This window comes from Acidovorax sp. GW823-FHT05D11 (assembly GCF_058795695.1).
Genome location: NZ_CM179502.1, coordinates 287,508 through 301,910 on the forward strand (window position 1 = coordinate 287,508; position 14,403 = coordinate 301,910).

The following is a 14,403-nucleotide window of genomic DNA, read 5'->3' on the forward strand; positions in this document are numbered from 1 at the left end:
CCGACAGTCCAACGCCTCCTCCTGCCTTTTCAAGCCCTTTGGCGGCTGCTGCAGCCCTTCTGGCGCGCGGCCCAGATGTGGCTGGATGCCGACGGGCTGCGCATGAGCGCGGCCATGTCCTTCTACGGCATGCTCAGCCTCGCGCCCCTGCTGCTGCTGCTGGTGGGCGTGCTGGGCTGGTGGATGGACCGCAGCTATCTGGAGAGCAATCTGATCGCGCAGGTGCAGGCGGTGATGGGCCAGCAGGTGGCCGACGTGGTGCGGCAGGCGCTGGCCAGCGCGCAGGCTCCCAGCGAAGGGCGGCTGGCCTCCCTGGTGGGTTTTGTGGTGCTGGTGTCGGGGGCCACCGGGGTGTTCGTGGAACTGCAGTCGGCGCTGGAGCATCTCTGGCGCGGCGGCGGGCCGGTGCCGCAGCGGGCGGCCTGGTGGCGCATGGCCTCGCTGCGCCTGCGGGGGCTGGCCTATGTGCTGGCGCTGGGGTTCCTGCTGCTGGTGTCGCTGGCCCTGTCCACGCTGATCCACCTGCTGGCGGGCTGGGCCGGGGCGCACCTGTCGTTCGCGCCGCTCGCGCCCGTCATGCAGGTCGTCAACGAAGCCGTCGCCTTCGGCTTTGCCGTGGCATTGTTCGTGGGCCTGATGCGCATCGGCGCGGGGGCCAAGCCGCCCGCACGCTGCATCATGGCCGGGGCCGTGGTGGGCGCCACGCTGTTCACGGTGGGCAAGCAGCTGCTGGCCTGGTACCTGTCCACCGCGGCCGTGGTGTCGGCCTATGGCGCGGCCGGGTCGCTGGTGGTGCTGCTGATGTGGATTTACTTCTCGTCCGCCGTCCTCTTGTTTTCCGCGAGCTGCGCCCGGGCGTTCCAGGAGCTGGGCGCCTTGCCCGCGCAGCGGGGGCGCCTGCACGTGCCGCAGTAAGGCCTGAGGCCGGCGGTGCCGAGGGTGCCTTCCGGCGCGCTCAGGCGGAAATGTGCAGCTGGGCGTCCAGGCCCAGCGTGCGGGCGAGCTTCAGCGCGTTCCCGGGCGCATGGGTCTTCATGGTGTTGTCGAAGAAGCAGAACACATTGCGCGCGGCCATGGCGGCGGGGCCGGCGTCTTCTGCGCAGAGCAGCCGCACGTCGGGCGGCACGCCGCCGGCGGCCCACGCGCGGATGCGCCCGGCCCAGGCCGCCAGCTGCGCATCGCTGTAGCCGCTCGCGTACAGCTCCTGGGCGCCGTGCAGGCGCAGGTACATGAAGTCCGCCGTCACATCGCCCACCTCGGGCCAGCGGCCCGCCGTGTCCGCCACCACGAGCGCCACGCCGTGGCGGCGCAGCAGCGCCACCGTCGCCGGCTGGCAGAAGCTCGCGTGGCGTACCTCAAAGGCGTGGCGCATCCGCATCGGGGCCACGGGGCCCAGCCATTCCCTGCCCCGCATGCGGTCCTCGCGTTCATGGGCAAGGCGGGCTGCGGCCTCGGTGTCGTGCGGCAGGTGGCCCAGGAAGGCATCGAGCAGTGCTTCCTCGAAGGCCAGGCTTGGCGGCAGCTGCCACAGGATGGGCCCGAGCTTGCAGCCCAGGGCCAGCGGCCCCGATGCCATGAAGTTCGCGATGGCCGCGCGGGCGTCGCGCAGCCGCAGGACGTGGGTGATGTACCGCGGGGCCTTCACCGTGAAGACGAAGCCCTCGGGGGTGTCGGCAGCCCAGCGCCCATAGCTGGACGGGCGCTGCAGCGCATAGAAGGAGCCGTTGAGCTCGATGCTGGGGAACTGCCGCGACGCGAATTCCAGCTCCCGCGCCTGGGTGAGGCCCGGGGGGTAGAAGCTGCCGCGCCAGGGCGGATAGCGCCAGCCGGATATCCCGATGCGGATCTGTGCCGCAGCCATCGCCATCGTGAGCCTCCTTTCTTTCCGCATCCGCGCGGCGCACGGGCCGACGGCCAGCATAGGCGGCCGTTTGCGCGGGCACAACCCGGGTGCTTGCCACCCTTTGGCGCCGGAAGTTCGCAGGGGGCTACGTGCCGCCCTGCCGCTGCAGCGCAGAGAAGAATGTGTAAACAGGTTCTTACGTCCTTTACAGAGGCTACGCCCGGATTCCCGGTACTGCCGGGTACGCTGGCGGCCACCCGTCCAGAACTATCTGGACCTTTCGGAGAACAGCCATGAGCCTCATCGTTTCACCTTCCAATACCACCCGCTCCCTGGCCGCCGCGCCCGTGGGGGCCTTCGGCGCGGCGCCCTCCCTCAAGTGGCTGTGGGCGGCCATCGGGGTGCTCGGCGTGAGCGTGGTCGCGCTGGGTACGACCCTGGTGGTGCAGAACGCGGGGCCGTCCGCGGCCGATGCGCCGTCGCTGGCCGCTGCCGCGCAGCCCGCCAATGGTGCGCCAGGGGCTGCCACGCCCCCGCAGTCCTACCAGGAGCCACCGCCCGTGGGCAACAGGAACGTTGCCATCCACAGCGTGGCCAACCAGCCGCCGGCCTTGGCGCAGGGGTATGCCGAGCCGTCCCGGCAGCCGCAACAGCAGCAGCAACAACAACAACCGCTGCGCACCGCCGCGCAGGCACCTGTGTGCGCCACCTGTGGCCGTGTCGAGTCCGTCCAGGCCGTGCAGCAGGCGGCACCCGCCACCGGCGTGGGGGCGGTCGCCGGCGGGGTGCTGGGGGCGGTGGTGGGCAACCAGGTGGGCAAGGGCTCGGGCCGCACGGCGGCCACCGTGCTGGGTGCCGTGGGCGGCGGCTATGTGGGCCACAAGGTCGAAGAGCGCACGCGCACGCAGACGGTCTACCAGATCGCCGTGCGCATGGAAGACGGCTCCGTGCGGCGTTTCACGCGCGCGCAGCCCCCGGCCGTGGGCACGCCCGTGGTGCTGCAGGGCAAGGGCTTCCGCGTGGACGACGGTGCCGCCACGCGGGCGGCGGAGCCCTATCCACGCCCGCAGCCCGGCGCCGTGCGCGTGGCGGACACATATTGATCCACCTCGTTCCCAATGCAAAAAAAGCCCGCTGCCAGCGGGCTTTTTCATGGGCGGGGTGGGCTACAGCACCACGGGGATCTCGGTGGCCGGCGGCGTGTTGCGGCTGCGGCCGCAGCGCACCAGGCCGTCGATCATCACCATGCCGATGCCGGGGATGTCGCCGAGCTGCACGCTTTCGAGCAGCGTGGCGCCCGCCGTGTGCTGGGCGCGGTCCATGAACACGAAGTCCGCCGCGCGGCCCGGCTCGATCAGCCCGCAGTTCAGGTTGCGGATGCGCGCCGTGTTGCCCGTGGCAAAGCAGAATACCAGCTCGGCGGGAATGTCGGCGAAGCTGGAGATCAGGGCGATCATGCGCAGCATGCCCAGCGGCTGCACGCCCGAGCCGGCCGGGCCGTCGGTGCCCAGGATCACGCGGTGCGGGCACTTGAGCTCGATGGCCGCGCGCGCGGCCTGGATGGCGATCTTCTCGTTGCCGTTGTGCACCAGCTCGATGGCGCGCGAGGACTTCTCGCACAGCTCGCACACATGCTTCCAGGGCAGGGAGGTGTGGCCGCCATTGATGTGGCCGATCACATCCGCATCGGCCTCCAGCACAACGTCCTTGTCGATGAGGCCCGAGCCCGGAATGGAGGGTCCTCCCGTGTGGATGGTGCTCTGGATGCCGTGCTTGCGTGCCCAGGCCACCATCTGCTGGGCTTCGTAGCCGGCCTTGACGGAGCCCAGGCCCACCTCGCCCAGCAGCGTCACGCCCGCGTCGGCCAGGTCCTTGAAGTCCTGCTCGGTCATGCCCTTCTCGATGACGGGGGCGCCCGCGATCACCTTCACGCCGCCGGGGCGGAAATTGTCGAACGAGCGCTGCGCGGTGATGGCCAGTGCCTTGAGCCCCACGATGTCCTTGGGGCGGCCCGGCAGGTGCACTTCGCCGGCCGAGACCATGGTGGTCACGCCGCCGTTCATGGTGGAGTCGATCCAGCCGATCTGGTTCTGGCGCGGCGTCCAGTCGCCAAAGACCGGGTGCACGTGGCTGTCGATCAGGCCGGGGGCGACGCAGGTCTTGCGCGCGTCGATCATGGTCTGCGCGTGTTCGGTGTCGCAGTCCTTTTCGCGGCCCACGGCCACGATGAGTCCGTCGTTGACGACGATGGTGTCGGCATCGAGGATGGGGCGGTCCAGGTCGCCCGACAACAAAAGACCGATGTTCTTGATGACGACCTTGCCCGACTTACCGCCGGCTGCTGCTTCTGCCATGGGATGCTCCTCGTGGGGATGTTGGGCGCGGCCCGGGCGGGCCGCGCGGGAAATGGCTGCCTGCCTAGGCGCGCCGGGCCGCCTGGCCCTGGGGCAGGCTGGGGCCGGGTGCGACGGTGCGCAGCACGCTGTCGATGACAAAGGACTCCCAGTGCGCAAGGGCCTCGGGCGCCTCGAGGTTCTCGCCCAGGAAGGCCGACAGCGTGTGCCGGTTGGACATGTAGAAATAGCCGGTGGCCGCGATCAGCAGGTAGACGTCGCGCGCCGAGACATCCTGGCGGAAGGCCCCCTGGGCCTGGCCGCTTTCCAGCACGCGGCGGATCACCTCGATGGCCGGCGACGAATATTCGCGGGCGCGCATCGACTTGGAGATGTGCTTGCCCTTGTGCAGGTTCTCCGTGTTGAGCAGGGTGACGAACTCGGGGTGCTTGCGGTAGTAGCCCACCACGAAACGGATCACCGCCTGCAAGGCCTCGCCGGGGTTGTCCACGTCGAGGTTCAGCTTGGATTCCGCGTCGTTCATGCGCCGGTAGATCTCTTCGAGCACCTCGATGAACAGGCCTTCCTTGCTGCCGAAGTAGTAGTAGATCATCCGGTCGAACGACTTGGCGGCCTTGGAGATCTTCTCCACGCTGCCACCTTCGTAGCCATAGCGCGCAAACACCTTGGTCGCTGCTTTCAGGATGTTGTCGCGCGTGGTCTGCGCCGCCAGTTCGCGCACCCCCGTCTTTCGGGCGGAAGGGGAGCGGGTGGACGCCGTCCGGGTCTTGGTGGGTGTGGCAGACATGGATGATCCAGGTGAGAAGGGCCGGCCCCGCGGGGCCGGCCGGGGGTCACTGCTCCGCGAAGGCGCGTTCGATCACGAAGTCGCCGGGCTTCGTGGTGTTGCCTTCCTTGAAGCCGCGCTCTTCCATCATGTGCTTGAGGTCGCGCAGCATTTCGGGGCTGCCGCAGATCATCACGCGGTCTTCCGCAGGGTTCAGCGCCGGCAGGCCCAGGTCGCGCGCCAGCTGGCCGTTCTCGATCACGGTGGTCACGCGGCCCTGGTGCTTGAATGGCTCGCGGGTGACGGTGGGGTAGTACTTGAGCTGCTTGCTCACGATCTCGCCCAGGAACTCGTGCTGCGGCAGTTCCTGCGTGATGTAGTCGTGATAGGCCAGCTCCTTCACCTCGCGCACGCCGTGCACCAGGATGACTTCCTCGAACTTCTCGTACGTTTCGGGGTCCCGGATCAGGCTCAGGAACGGTGCCACGCCCGTGCCCGTGGAGAACATGTACAGCCGCTTGGCGGGCAGCAGGTAGTCGATCAGCAGGGTGCCGGTGGGCTTCTTGCCCACCACGATGTGGTCGCCCACCTTGATGTGCTGCAGGCGCGAGGTCAGCGGGCCGTCGGGCACCTTGATGGACAGGAACTCCAGGTGTTCCTCGTAGTTGGGGCTCACGATGCTGTAGGCGCGCAGCAGGGGTTTGCCGTTTTCCCCGCGCAGGCCGATCATCGTGAAATGGCCGTTGGAAAAGCGCAGGGCGGTGTCGCGCGTGGTGGTGAAGGAGAAAAGTCGGTCTGTCCAGTGGTGGACCGTCAGGACGCGTTCTTCGAGAAAGGCGCTCATGGTGCTTGGGTCGGGAAAGTTGAAGAAAACAGGGAAAACTGGCTGAAGTCCGCTCCCGGAGCGCGTCAGAACGCGATATCCAGGCCGGAAAGCTTGTGGCTCACAACCCTCCATTGTTCCGCATCTGGAAGTGGAGGCTTTCTTTTGGTGATTGTGGGCAGGCCCGGGGCCAGGTTTTTGTTGAATTCCAGGAAGGCAGCGAACTCCACCGGCAGGTCCGTGTCCGCGTAGATGGCATTGGCCGGGCATTCGGGAATGCACACCGCGCAATCGATGCACTCGTCGGGATCGATCACCAGGAATTGCGGCCCTTCCTTGAAGCAGTCGACCGGGCATACGTCGACGCAATCGGTGTACTTGCACCGAATGCATGCGTCAGTGACAACGTGCGTCATATTGGGGCTCCTCATGCACCTTTTCGGGGGGTGCGAAAACACCATTGCGGACCATGGATGATTACGCTACATTCGCGATAAATGTAGTGATCACAACATTTAAGTTAAGTGAATGCTACACAAAATGCACTGAGCGTACAAGCATTTGAAAAGATGCAATGAATGGGCCGCACGATGACTGAACACACCAAGACCGATGGGCTTCCGGGCATGGATGCGCCGGATCTGCCGCAGGTGCTCGAGCGCGCCCGGCCCCGCAATGAGCGCATGAACGCGGCCAAGGTCGAGTGCAATGCGTGCCCGGTGCTGTGCCAGATTTCCGAGAGCCGCGCAGGGGCGTGCGACCGCTACGCCAACCACGCCGGGGTGCTGGTGCGGCTGGACCCGGTGGTTGTTCTGCGCAAGACCCTGGAGGCCGGCGAGGCCACGCTGGTGCCATTCGCGGCGCGGGCCCAGGCCGCTCAGCAGAGCGGTGCGGATGCCGCCGCAAGCGATGCGGGGAGCGCGCCTTTCACACCGCCCACGCCCTGGTCGGGCGACCTGCTGCTGAGCGAAGAAGTCTTCGTGACGGGCGTGGGGTCGTCCACCACCTATCCTGACTACAAGCCCGCGCCGTTCATCGTGGGCTCCCAGGTGCAGGGTGTGGACATGGTGACCGTGGTCACCGAAGGCATCTTCAGCTACTGCAGCTTCAAGGTGAAGATCGACACCGACCGCTTCCTCGGCTCCGAGCAGGCCAATGTGCGCTGCAAGGGCGAGGTGGTGGGCCACGTGACCACGGCGGAATACGGCTCGCAGATGCTGTCGCTCGGCGGCGTGCACCACCTGACCGGCGGCACCAAGAAGGAAGGCCGCGTCACCGCCGAGATGATGCAGCTGCTGGGCAACAAGCAGGCCGTGGAGTTCACCATCGACGGCGGCTCGCAGCTCGTGATCCAGGCCGGGCGCGCGCCCATCGTCAACGGCGTGGCCGAGCAGCGCATGCGCGTGGGCTGCGGCTCGGCCGCCATCGGCATCTTCGCGCGCCAGTTTTTCGGCCATGCGGATGAGGTGGTGGTGGTGGACGACCACATCACCGGCGTGTTGACCGAGCACCAGGCTGGGCGCTGCCTGGACATGAAGTCCTCTGGCATCCAGATGCGCGGGCGAAAGTCCACGCCGGGGCGCTATTTCCAGGTGGCGAATCCGGGAACGGGCTGGGGCGGCACCGACATCGCCGACCCGCTGGCCATCATCGAAGGCTGGGACCCCGAGGTGGCATGGCCCGGCCTGCGCCTGCTCATGACATCCACCACGGGCGAGCATGCCTGCTGGTATGTGCTGGACGGGCAGCTGAACCCGGTGGAGGCGCAGATGCCTTCCGAAGTGCGCCGCATCGTGGACCGCATCGGCGAGAACTGCGAGCCCTCGCTGGCTTCGGTGCTTTTCCTCGGCGGCGCGGGCGGCAGCCTGCGTGCCGGCGTCACCGAGAACCCCGTGCTGCTCACCCGCTCCATCAAGAATGCGCTGGTCAATGTGACCTGCGGCGGCGCGCCGGCCTATGTGTGGCCCGGTGGCGGCATCACGGTGATGGCCGACGTGCTGCGCATGCCCGACAACAGCTTTGGCACCGTGCCCACGCCCGCCATCGTGGCGCCCATCGAATTCAGCATGCGCCGCACCGACTACGAAGCACTGGGCGGCCATGCGGGGCAGATCCGCAGCCTGCGCGAGGTGCTGGAGCACGGCGCGTGGCACAACGACGGCGCGCCCCAGGCGCTGGCATGGCAGACGCTGCCGTCCGCCAACCCCTGGCCGCTGGGGCGCCCGCCCCTGCTGGGCTGAGCGGCACCGCCATGCAAGCCTGCCGCAATCCCCTGTCCGACGGCCGCTGGCATTTCCAGCACGGGCCCATGGATCTCGTCATCCAGGCGGAGGGCGCAGCCGATGCCGTGGCCCGGGCCCATGAGCGTGCCTGGGCGCGTTTCGAGGGTCTGCTGCAGGAACTGGTGGACGAGCTGCCAGCCCTGCGCGCGCCGGTGGAGGGGGGCGCCTGTCCTCTGCGCGGCGTGGTCGCGCGCCGCATGTGGACGGCCTGCAGGCCGTACCGCGCAGGCTTCATCACCGCGATGGCTGCGGTCGCGGGGTCGGTGGCGCAGGAGATCCTCGGGTGCTATGCCCAGGACGGCATTGGGCGGGCCTGGGTCAACAATGGCGGAGACATCGCGCTGCACCTGGCCCCCGGGCAGTCGGCCACCGTGGGGGTGTATTCCGACATCGCCGCGCTGGACGCCGCGCAATGGCGCCACGGGCTGGTCCTGGACGGAAAGATTCGCATCGACAGCGCCATGCCCGTGCGCGGTGTGGCCACCAGCGGCTGGCGCGGGCGCAGCCACTCGCTGGGCATTGCCGACAGCGTCACGGTGCTGGCCCGCACCGCGGCCGAGGCCGACGCCGCGGCCACGATCGTGGCCAATGCCGTCAATGTGGATGACGAACGCATCCTGCGCATGCCGGCATGGCGGGTCCGCGATGACAGCGATCTGGGTGCCATTCCTGTCACAGTGGATGTTCCGCCATTGCCTGCCGGGCTCGTGCATCGCGCGCTGGGGCAGGGGCTGCAAAAGGCGCAAGAATTGCAGGCACAGGGCCTGCTGTGGTTCGCCCTGCTCGCCTGCCAGGGCCAGTTCGTGGCCACCGCGGCGGCGCAGCCAGCGGCGGATGGCATGGCGCTGCCGGTGGAAATGGCGCCGCAGGCAGAAGTTGGTTCGGTATTTGCTTAACGAATTGCACAGGTTTCCAAAATGATCCAGATACGACGTGTTTTCACCCATCTCGAGGAAGTCCGGCATGAATTCGGGCCCGTGGCCGATGTGCCGCTGCTGCGCGGCGCCATCGGCGCGGTGCTGACAAACCCCTATTCCGGCCGGTATGAGCCGGACATCCTCCCGATGATGGACGCCCTGCAGGATGTGGGGCTGGACATGGCCCAGCGGCTGCTCAAGGCCATGGCCGTGCCCGCCGAGCGCATCGCGACCTACGGCAAGGGCGCCATCGTCGGGGCCGCCGGCGAGCTGGAGCATGGCGCGCTGTGGCACGTGCCCGGCGGCTATGCCATGCGCGAGCTGCTGGGCTGGAAGGGCGACCGCAACGCCTATGCCAAGGGCCAGGCGGAAAAGAAGACCGGGCAGCCCGCCAATGCCCTGTCCATCGTGCCTTCCACCAAGAAGGTCGGCGGCCCCGGCGCGGCGCTGGATGTTCCGCTCACCCACATCAACGCCAGCTACGTGCGCAGCCACTTCGATGCCATCGAGGTGCGCGTTCCCGGAGCGCCCGCGTCCGATGAAATCGTCTTCATCCTCGCCATGACCACGGGCGCGCGCATCCATGCCCGCGTCGGCGGGCTCAAGGCCGCCGACATCAGCCAATGGGACGGCCTGCGCTGAAGGCGTCAGGCCCGCTGCCGCGCCCACAAGAAAACCAAGGAGCAACACATGCCAGCCAAGATCCGGAAAATCATTGTCCAGACGGATGAAGTCCGCGTGGAGATGGGGCGCGACGTGCAGCCCCCCGTGCGCAAGGCCCTCGCCATGGCCGTGATCGACAACCCCTTTGCGGGCCGCTATGTCGAGAACCTCGACGAGCTGGTGGCCATCGGCGAGGAGCTGGGGGCCCTGCTGGGCGCCCGCTGCGTCGCCGCGCTGGGCATCGAGCCGGGCCAGGCGCAGAGCTATGGCAAGGCCGCCATCGTGGGCGAGGCGGGAGAACTGGAGCATGCCGCCGCCATCCTGCACCCCAAGCTGGGCGCCCCGCTGCGCGTGGCGGTGGAAAAAGGCGCCGCGCTGGTGCCGTCGAGCAAGAAGATCGGTGGCCTGGGCACGGCCATCGACGTGCCCCTGGGCCACAAGGACGCGGCCTACGTGCGCAGCCATTTCGACGCCATGGAGGCCCGCGTGGCCGACGCGCCGCGGGCCAACGAAATCGTCGTCGCCGTCGTCGTGACGGACAGCGGCCGGCCGCTGCCCCGCGTGGGCGGCCTCAAGGCGTCCGAAATCCAGGGTACGGACGGGCTGCGCTGAGCGCGGTCCCCGGCACTACCATCACCCACCACCATCCCCCCTGTCTCCCCAACCCACCTTTCAGGAGTTTCCCCATGACGATGCGACGAAACCTCATGCGTGCCACGGCTGCGGCCGCGCTGGCTATCACGCTGGCCCCTGTGCACGCCCAGGATGTCATCAAGATTGGCGAGATCAACAGCTACAAGGCGCAGCCCGCCTTCCTGGAGCCCTACAAGAAAGGCATGGAGCTGGCCGTTGACGAGATCAATGCCGCGGGCGGCGTGCTGGGCAAGAAGGTCCAGCTGGTCATCCGCGATGACAACGGCAACCCCGGCGACGCGGTCCGGGCCGCCGAGGAGCTGGTGTCCCGCGAGAAGGTCGATGTGCTCACGGGGTCCTTCCTGTCGCACGTGGGGCTGGCGCTGACGGACTTCGCCAAGCAAAAGAAATTCTTCTTTCTGGCCGGCGAGCCGTTGACCGACAAGATCGTGTGGCAGAACGGCAACCGCTACACCTACCGCCTGCGCCCCTCCACGTACATGCAGGTGTCGATGATGGTGCCCGAGGCCGTCGCCCTGAAGAAGAAGCGCTGGGCGCTGGTCTACCCCAACTATGAATACGGCCAGTCGGCCGTGGCCACCTTCAAGCAGCTGCTCAAGGCGGCCCAGCCCGATGTGGAATTCGTCGTCGAGCAGGCGCCGCCGCTGGGCAAGGTCGACTCGGGCAGCGTGGTGCAGGCCCTGGCCGATGCCAAGCCCGATGCGATCTTCAACGTGCTTTTCGGTGCCGACCTCTCCAAGTTCGTGCGCGAAGGCAACACGCGGGGCCTGTTCAAGGACCGTGAGGTGGTCAGCCTGCTGACGGGCGAACCGGAGTACATGGACCCGCTCAAGGACGAGGCGCCCAACGGCTGGATCGTCACGGGATATCCCTGGTACGGCATCCAGACGCCCGAGCACAAGGCCTTCCAGACGGCCTACCAGGGCAAGTTCAACGACTACCCGCGCCTGGGCTCCATCGTGGGCTACAGCGCCATCAAGTCGCTGGCCGAGGGCATGAAGAAAGCCGGCTCCACCGACACCGAAAAGCTCGTGGCCGCGTTCAAGGGCCTGCAGGTGCCCACACCCTTTGGCCCCATCGTCTACCGGGCCGAAGACAACCAGTCGACCATGGGCGGCTACGTGGGCCGCACCAAGAACGAGGGCGGCAAGGGCGTGATGGTGAACTACCGCTACGTGGATGGCAGCAAGGTGCAGCCCAGCAACGACGAAGTCAAGAAGATGCGCCCCGCGGATTGAGTCGCAACCCTCCCTGAGACGCTTCGCGTCTTCCCCCTTCTGCCGTGCTGTGCGCGGGAAGGGGGCGCCGCCCCCGCTGCGGGGCGGCCCTTGCTCGGCTGCCCTGGCCTGGGGTGCGCCAGTTTCATAGGCTGTGGGCGGCGCGTAGGTAGCGCCGTGGAGACCTGAGATGGGTTTTTCGAGTTTTATCGTTCAGCTGCTCAACGGATTGGCGGGGGCTTCCTCGCTGTTCCTGGTGGGCGCCGGGCTCTCGCTGATCTTCGGTGTCACGCGCATCGTGAATTTCGCGCATGGCTCGTTCTTCATGGTGGGCATCTACGTCGCCTACTCGCTGGTGGCCAAGCTGGGCACGGGCCTGGGTTTCTGGCCCGCGCTGCTGCTGTCGGCCGTGGTGGTCGGCGCGCTCGGCGCACTGGTCGAGGTGGTGCTGCTGCGCCGCATCTACAAGGCGCCCGAACTGTTCCAGCTGCTGGCCACCTTCGCGCTCGTGCTGGTGATCAAGGATGCCGCGCTCTGGATCTGGGGCCCCGAGGAGCTGCTCGGCCCGCGCGCGCCGGGCCTGTCGGGCTCGGTGGACATCCTGGGGCGGCAATTCCCCTCGTACGACCTGTTCCTGATCGTGGTGGGGCCGGTGGTGCTGGGCCTTTTGTGGCTGCTGCTCACCCGCACCCGCTGGGGCACGCTGGTGCGCGCCGCCACGCAGGACCGCGAGATGGTCAGCGCGCTGGGCGTGAACCAGGCCTGGCTGTTCACGGCGGTGTTCGCGCTCGGCGCTCTGCTGGCGGGCCTGGGTGGCGCGCTGCAGCTGCCGCGCGAACCCGCCACGCTGGAGATGGACCTGAACACCATCGGCGCCGCGTTCGTGGTGGTGGTGGTGGGCGGCATGGGGTCCATCCCGGGCGCCTATGTGGCGGCCCTGCTGATCGCGGAGATCAAGGCCGTGTGCATCTGGCTGGGCGTGGTGGAGATCCTCGGCTACAGCGTCTCCTTTTCCAAGCTCACCCTGGTGGTGGAGTTCCTCGTGATGGCGGTGGTGCTGGTGGTGCGCCCCTGGGGACTGATGGGCCGTCCGCAGGGCGTGAGCCGCAACACGGGCCTGCCGGAGACACCGCTGCGCGCGCCCGACCGCTGGTTCAAGCTCGGCGGCGTGGCCCTGGTGGCCGTGCTGGTGCTGCTGCCGCTGCTCACGGCCGGCTCGCCGTACCTCACCGTGCTGTTCATCGACCTCTTGATCGCCGCGCTGTTCGCGGCCAGCCTGCACTTCATCATGGGCCCGGCAGGCATGCACTCGTTCGGCCATGCGGCCTACTTTGGCCTGGGTGCCTACGCGGCGGCGCTGCTGGTGCGCTCTGCGGGCATTCCCATGGAGCTGGCCCTGGTGCTGGCACCGCTCGCGGCCGCGGCGGGCGCGCTCATCTACGGCTGGTTCTGCGTGCGGCTGTCGGGCGTGTACCTGGCCATGCTCACGCTGGCCTTCGCGCAGATCACCTGGGCCATCTGCTACCAGTGGGATGGCTTCACCGGCGGCAGCAACGGCCTCACCGGCGTGTGGCCGGCGGCCTGGCTGTCGGACAAGCGCAACTACTACTACCTCACGCTGGCACTGGTCGTGGGGGGCGTGCTGCTGCTGCGCCGCATCCTGTTCTCGCCGTTCGGCTATGCGCTGCGCGCAGGCCGTGATTCGGTGCTGCGCGCCGATGCCATCGGCATCGACGTCAAGCGCATGCAGTGGACGGCCTTCGTGATCGCCGGGCTGTTCGCGGGCCTGGGCGGCGCGCTGTTCGCGTTTTCCAAGGGCAGCATCTCGCCCGAGACGCTGCACGTGGGCCGATCGGTCGATGGCCTGGTGATGGTGCTGCTGGGCGGCATCCAGACACTCGCGGGCCCCGTGGTGGGCGCCGTCACGTTCACCTGGCTGCACGACACCGTGGCGCGCAACACCGATTACTGGCGCGCCATGCTGGGCGCCATCATCCTGATCCTGGTGCTGCTGTTCCCCCAGGGCATTGCGGGGGCCATCAAGCAGCTCTTCGACAACCGGCGCGAAGCCGATATCAACAAGCAGGAGGGCAAGGCATGAGCTTGCTCAAAGTCACGGGCCTGGGCAAGTCCTTTGGCGGCGTCAAGGCCGTCGATGGCATCCATTTCGAGCTGGCCGCCGGCGAACTGCTGGCACTCATCGGCCCCAACGGCGCCGGCAAGTCCACCACCTTCAATATGGTCAACGGCCAGCTGGCGGCGGACGCGGGCTCGATCCAGCTCCACGGCCAGGAGCTCGTGGGCCGCAAGCCGCGCGACATCTGGCGCATGGGCGTGGGCCGCACCTTCCAGATCGCAGAAACCTTCGCCTCCCTCACCGTGGTGGAGAACGTGCAGATGGCGCTGATCTCCCACGACAGCCGCCTTTTCGCGATGTGGCGCAAGGCGGCCGACCACAAGCGAGAAGAAGCCCTGGCGCTGCTGGACCAGGTGGGCATGAAGTCCCAGGCCGACCGCCCCTGCAGCGTGCTGGCCTATGGCGATGTGAAGCGCGTGGAGCTGGCCATCGCCATGGCCAACGCGCCCAAGCTGCTGCTCATGGACGAGCCCACGGCCGGCATGGCGCCCAAGGAGCGCAACGAACTCATGGCGCTCACCAAGCAGCTCGTGATCGACCGCGGCATGGCCGTGCTGTTCACCGAGCACAGCATGGACGTGGTGTTCGCGTACGCCGACCGCATGATCGTGCTGGCGCGCGGGCGGCTCATCGCCGAGGGCAAGCCCCTGGAGCTGCGCGACCACCCCAAGGTGCAGGAGGTGTACTTCGGCACCGGCAAGACCTTCGAGAAGAAAACGGCAGCCGCTGCTGCGGAGGCCGCATGAG

At 67.9% G+C, this 14,403-nt stretch carries 14 protein-coding genes; 9 read left to right on the forward strand and 5 right to left on the reverse strand.

The features are described from left to right. Positions 1–75: 75 nt before the first annotated feature. The gene (locus AC3RCE_RS01315; RefSeq protein WP_370628116.1) at positions 76–915 is read left to right on the forward strand and encodes a YihY/virulence factor BrkB family protein; all 840 of its coding nucleotides are present in this window, start codon (positions 76–78) and stop codon (positions 913–915) included. Positions 916–955: 40 nt separating this feature from the next. On the opposite strand, the gene AC3RCE_RS01320 is transcribed toward AC3RCE_RS01315, so the two are convergent. Then, positions 956–1,867 carry a DUF72 domain-containing protein gene (locus tag AC3RCE_RS01320; protein WP_492254350.1) on the reverse strand — a complete coding sequence of 304 codons (912 nt, stop codon included), beginning with the start codon at positions 1,865–1,867 and terminating at the stop codon, positions 956–958. Positions 1,868–2,136: 269 nt separating this feature from the next. Here AC3RCE_RS01320 and AC3RCE_RS01325 point away from each other — a divergent pair, with 269 nt between their 5' ends. Further along, positions 2,137–2,946, forward strand: coding sequence for an outer membrane lipoprotein (locus tag AC3RCE_RS01325; RefSeq protein WP_492254351.1), 810 nt, complete (start codon positions 2,137–2,139; stop codon positions 2,944–2,946). A gap of 63 nt (positions 2,947–3,009) precedes the next feature. On the opposite strand, the gene AC3RCE_RS01330 is transcribed toward AC3RCE_RS01325, so the two are convergent. The 4 genes from AC3RCE_RS01330 to fdxA form a co-directional block, all read right to left on the reverse strand. After that, positions 3,010–4,197, reverse strand: coding sequence for an amidohydrolase family protein (locus tag AC3RCE_RS01330; RefSeq protein ID WP_369641082.1), 1,188 nt, complete (start codon positions 4,195–4,197; stop codon positions 3,010–3,012). 64 nt (positions 4,198–4,261) lie between these two features. Continuing rightward, the gene (locus tag AC3RCE_RS01335) at positions 4,262–4,984 is read right to left on the reverse strand and encodes a TetR/AcrR family transcriptional regulator (RefSeq protein WP_218296578.1); all 723 of its coding nucleotides are present in this window, start codon (positions 4,982–4,984) and stop codon (positions 4,262–4,264) included. Between the two features lie 46 nt (positions 4,985–5,030). Then, positions 5,031–5,807, reverse strand: a complete 777-nt coding sequence (locus AC3RCE_RS01340; protein ID WP_218296579.1) for a ferredoxin--NADP reductase — start codon at positions 5,805–5,807, stop codon at positions 5,031–5,033. Positions 5,808–5,872: 65 nt separating this feature from the next. Beyond that, complete coding sequence (gene fdxA, locus AC3RCE_RS01345; protein ID WP_492254352.1) at positions 5,873–6,202, reverse strand: ferredoxin FdxA; 330 nt, start codon at positions 6,200–6,202, stop codon at positions 5,873–5,875. 174 nt (positions 6,203–6,376) lie between these two features. On the opposite strand from fdxA, the gene AC3RCE_RS01350 reads away from it, so the two are divergent. From AC3RCE_RS01350 to AC3RCE_RS01380, 7 genes are all read left to right on the forward strand, one after another. Then, positions 6,377–8,026: a 6-hydroxynicotinate reductase gene (locus AC3RCE_RS01350; RefSeq protein WP_492254353.1), complete on the forward strand. Its 1,650-nt coding sequence runs from the start codon at positions 6,377–6,379 to the stop codon at positions 8,024–8,026. An 11-nt stretch (positions 8,027–8,037) separates the two neighbouring features. After that, entirely contained in the window at positions 8,038–8,964 is a 927-nt protein-coding gene (locus AC3RCE_RS01355; RefSeq protein WP_218296582.1) for a UPF0280 family protein, read from the forward strand. A 21-nt stretch (positions 8,965–8,985) separates the two neighbouring features. Beyond that, positions 8,986–9,627, forward strand: coding sequence for an amino acid synthesis family protein (locus AC3RCE_RS01360; RefSeq protein ID WP_218296583.1), 642 nt, complete (start codon positions 8,986–8,988; stop codon positions 9,625–9,627). A gap of 48 nt (positions 9,628–9,675) precedes the next feature. Next, positions 9,676–10,260: an amino acid synthesis family protein gene (locus AC3RCE_RS01365; RefSeq protein ID WP_492254354.1), complete on the forward strand. Its 585-nt coding sequence runs from the start codon at positions 9,676–9,678 to the stop codon at positions 10,258–10,260. Between the two features lie 74 nt (positions 10,261–10,334). After that, positions 10,335–11,540: an ABC transporter substrate-binding protein gene (locus tag AC3RCE_RS01370; RefSeq protein WP_218339177.1), complete on the forward strand. Its 1,206-nt coding sequence runs from the start codon at positions 10,335–10,337 to the stop codon at positions 11,538–11,540. Between the two features lie 169 nt (positions 11,541–11,709). After that, positions 11,710–13,620: an ABC transporter permease gene (locus AC3RCE_RS01375; protein WP_218296586.1), complete on the forward strand. Its 1,911-nt coding sequence runs from the start codon at positions 11,710–11,712 to the stop codon at positions 13,618–13,620. After that, complete coding sequence (locus tag AC3RCE_RS01380; protein WP_218296587.1) at positions 13,617–14,402, forward strand: ABC transporter ATP-binding protein; 786 nt, start codon at positions 13,617–13,619, stop codon at positions 14,400–14,402. Before AC3RCE_RS01375 ends, AC3RCE_RS01380 begins: the two co-directional genes overlap by 4 nt. The last annotated feature ends 1 nt before the right edge of the window (position 14,403 follow it).

Excerpts from the sequence above, each read along its gene's own strand:
- AC3RCE_RS01370 (WP_218339177.1), top strand. The coding sequence starts at position 10,335 with ATGACGATGCGACGAAACCTCATGCGTGCCACGGCTGCGGCCGCGCTG.
- AC3RCE_RS01375 (WP_218296586.1), top strand. The coding sequence starts at position 11,710 with ATGGGTTTTTCGAGTTTTATCGTTCAGCTGCTCAACGGATTGGCGGGG.
- AC3RCE_RS01335 (WP_218296578.1), bottom strand. The coding sequence starts at position 4,984 with ATGTCTGCCACACCCACCAAGACCCGGACGGCGTCCACCCGCTCCCCT.
- AC3RCE_RS01330 (WP_369641082.1), bottom strand. The coding sequence starts at position 4,197 with ATGGCAGAAGCAGCAGCCGGCGGTAAGTCGGGCAAGGTCGTCATCAAG.
- AC3RCE_RS01320 (WP_492254350.1), bottom strand. The coding sequence starts at position 1,867 with ATGGCGATGGCTGCGGCACAGATCCGCATCGGGATATCCGGCTGGCGC.
- AC3RCE_RS01355 (WP_218296582.1), top strand. The coding sequence starts at position 8,038 with ATGCAAGCCTGCCGCAATCCCCTGTCCGACGGCCGCTGGCATTTCCAG.
- AC3RCE_RS01340 (WP_218296579.1), bottom strand. The coding sequence starts at position 5,807 with ATGAGCGCCTTTCTCGAAGAACGCGTCCTGACGGTCCACCACTGGACA.
- fdxA (WP_492254352.1), bottom strand. The coding sequence starts at position 6,202 with ATGACGCACGTTGTCACTGACGCATGCATTCGGTGCAAGTACACCGAT.
- AC3RCE_RS01365 (WP_492254354.1), top strand. The coding sequence starts at position 9,676 with ATGCCAGCCAAGATCCGGAAAATCATTGTCCAGACGGATGAAGTCCGC.
- AC3RCE_RS01360 (WP_218296583.1), top strand. The coding sequence starts at position 8,986 with ATGATCCAGATACGACGTGTTTTCACCCATCTCGAGGAAGTCCGGCAT.
- AC3RCE_RS01350 (WP_492254353.1), top strand. The coding sequence starts at position 6,377 with ATGACTGAACACACCAAGACCGATGGGCTTCCGGGCATGGATGCGCCG.
- AC3RCE_RS01315 (WP_370628116.1), top strand. The coding sequence starts at position 76 with ATGTGGCTGGATGCCGACGGGCTGCGCATGAGCGCGGCCATGTCCTTC.
- AC3RCE_RS01380 (WP_218296587.1), top strand. The coding sequence starts at position 13,617 with ATGAGCTTGCTCAAAGTCACGGGCCTGGGCAAGTCCTTTGGCGGCGTC.
- AC3RCE_RS01325 (WP_492254351.1), top strand. The coding sequence starts at position 2,137 with ATGAGCCTCATCGTTTCACCTTCCAATACCACCCGCTCCCTGGCCGCC.